This window comes from Niveispirillum sp. KHB5.9 (assembly GCF_048066115.1).
GTDB lineage: Bacteria > Pseudomonadota > Alphaproteobacteria > Azospirillales > Azospirillaceae > Niveispirillum.
The window spans coordinates 1-1,794 of the sequence record NZ_JBLTYX010000057.1 but is presented as its reverse complement, the minus strand read 5'-3'; the positions used below and the strand labels follow the sequence as shown (position 1 = coordinate 1,794).

Below are 1,794 nucleotides of genomic sequence, written 5' to 3'. Positions count from 1 at the left end.
TACCTCTCCGATGTGTCCGGCCGGCGTCAGAGCCGTTCTGTCAGGAACAACAATACCAAGGCGGTGAGCAGCAAAATGATGCCTTGGTTCATGATCCGTCTTTCCGAAGAAATACCGATTGCATGAAAGCAACTGGCCGCCGGACATTAGCCGGCACCGGCCATTGGAAACGAGGCCGATCATGAGGCGTATTTATATTCCGGCAGGCTCTTCAGCGTTTCCTTGGTGGCATCGCGCAGGACGAACTTCTTGTTCGTCACGTTCAGCGCCGCGTAGGAGACGACGACATATTTCGATCCCATGCCAAGGAAGCCGCCGACCGACAACACGGCGAACGGCACCTTGTCGTTGGGCGTCACGATCAGATCGTCGATGGTGCCCACCGTCTCGCCCGTGGCGTTGTAGACCGTGCTGCCCACCACCTTTGAGGTGCGGTAACCGGTGGCCAAGGTGGTGGGGTCCACCTGCGTCAATGCAATGGTCTGCGGGGCGCCTTGCGCGAAGGCCAGGGAGCCGACCGACAGCGTGGCAACGGCCAGCCCAGCCAAGAGAATATTGAAACGTTTCATGGTTGCTTCCTTCACTGCGGATTGGACATGGAAAGAGTGCCGGCGATGGAGGGGCGTCCACCACCGGCACAGCCAAGCAAGGGCTATTTCTTCTGCGCATGCTTGGCGTTGGTGTCCTTGTCATGCTTGTCGGCATGAGCGCCCGAAGCATGCGGCGACGCCTCGGCAGGCTTGCCCTTGCCCCCCTGGGTCGGCGCAACCGTGGGCTTGTTGGCGGGCTTGTTACCGGACTTTTCCATATCGATATCTTTCATGCTGCTGCCCCCGGAAAGAGGCGGAGTGTCAGGTCGCATAGAGCGATTCAAGAGAATCGCACATGCCACCATGACAATTCGATCATCACCCAAGAGAAGGTGATCATCGAACATGTCTAAATATAATGCAAATGAAGAACAATGACAGGATCGGGAAATACCCATGTGACAACTTCATTTTATATGAACAAAATCTATTAATATTGTTGATATATACTAAAAATAACAGGATGGTAAATTTACCACCCTGAATGATTTCCCATCATTCCCTTAAAGCCGAAATCATGAGACCTACATATTTCGGCCTGCAGAAAGTCGCCCCAATGACCACCCGTAAGATTCGCCAAGCTGTGCGGTTTCGCCGCCCATTCGGTTTGCCGGGTATCGATGGTCCGCTGCCCGCCGGCGAATATGAAATCGAAACCGAGGAGGAAAGAGTGGACGGACTCTCTTTTCCTGCCTGGCAACGGGTTGCCACAACCCTGCATCTGACCGAAATCGCCAAAGGCTATGGTTTCGCACTTCGCATAGAACCTGAAGTTCTGGATGCGATCATCACCGCAGACGAGGCCGTACCATCCCCACCCACACTCCTCGACGATGTGCGCACCCACCCCAAACGCGATTGGTTGGGTTCAACTCACCGATGGTCATTCCCACAGCCCCCGGCACGGCGGCCATCGTCGCCGTCATCTTTGGACCATTCACCTGACGCCGATGGGTGAACTGAAGGAAAGCCGAAAAGCCGAACGGCCAACTGCCTCCTCATATCCCGTCCGCACCAATATTCACCACCTTGCGGATGAATTCCCGCGCATATTGGTCGGTATCGACGAAATCATGCTCGTTGTCCCCCAAGCCGTGCCCCTTGGAGAATTTCTCCTGCAACCGTTCCAGAAACTTCGGCTCCGCCTCCATCATGTGGGCGATCAATATCTGAAGGATGCGTTCATGTGCCAGGACACGACGCT

At 55.2% G+C, this 1,794-nt stretch carries 4 protein-coding genes; 1 reads left to right on the top strand and 3 read right to left on the bottom strand.

Features of this window, described 5'->3' with window-relative positions; translation table 11 throughout:
• Window positions 1-179: 179 nt before the first annotated feature.
• On the bottom strand, window positions 180-569 hold the full coding sequence (locus ACM9HJ_RS30890) for a PRC-barrel domain-containing protein (RefSeq protein WP_416575651.1): 390 nt from the start codon (window positions 567-569) through the stop codon (window positions 180-182).
• 83 nt (window positions 570-652) lie between these two features.
• A complete protein-coding gene (locus ACM9HJ_RS30885) occupies window positions 653-823 on the bottom strand; it encodes a hypothetical protein (RefSeq protein ID WP_416575650.1) in 171 nt (56 codons plus the stop codon).
• Between the two features lie 323 nt (window positions 824-1,146).
• Between ACM9HJ_RS30885 and ACM9HJ_RS30880 the strand changes: the two genes are divergently transcribed.
• A complete protein-coding gene (locus ACM9HJ_RS30880; RefSeq protein ID WP_416575649.1) occupies window positions 1,147-1,548 on the top strand; it encodes a hypothetical protein in 402 nt (133 codons plus the stop codon).
• A gap of 40 nt (window positions 1,549-1,588) precedes the next feature.
• On the opposite strand, the gene ACM9HJ_RS30875 is transcribed toward ACM9HJ_RS30880, so the two are convergent.
• A partial coding sequence (locus tag ACM9HJ_RS30875; RefSeq protein ID WP_416575648.1) for a hypothetical protein occupies window positions 1,589-1,794 on the bottom strand: 206 nt, incomplete at its 5' end.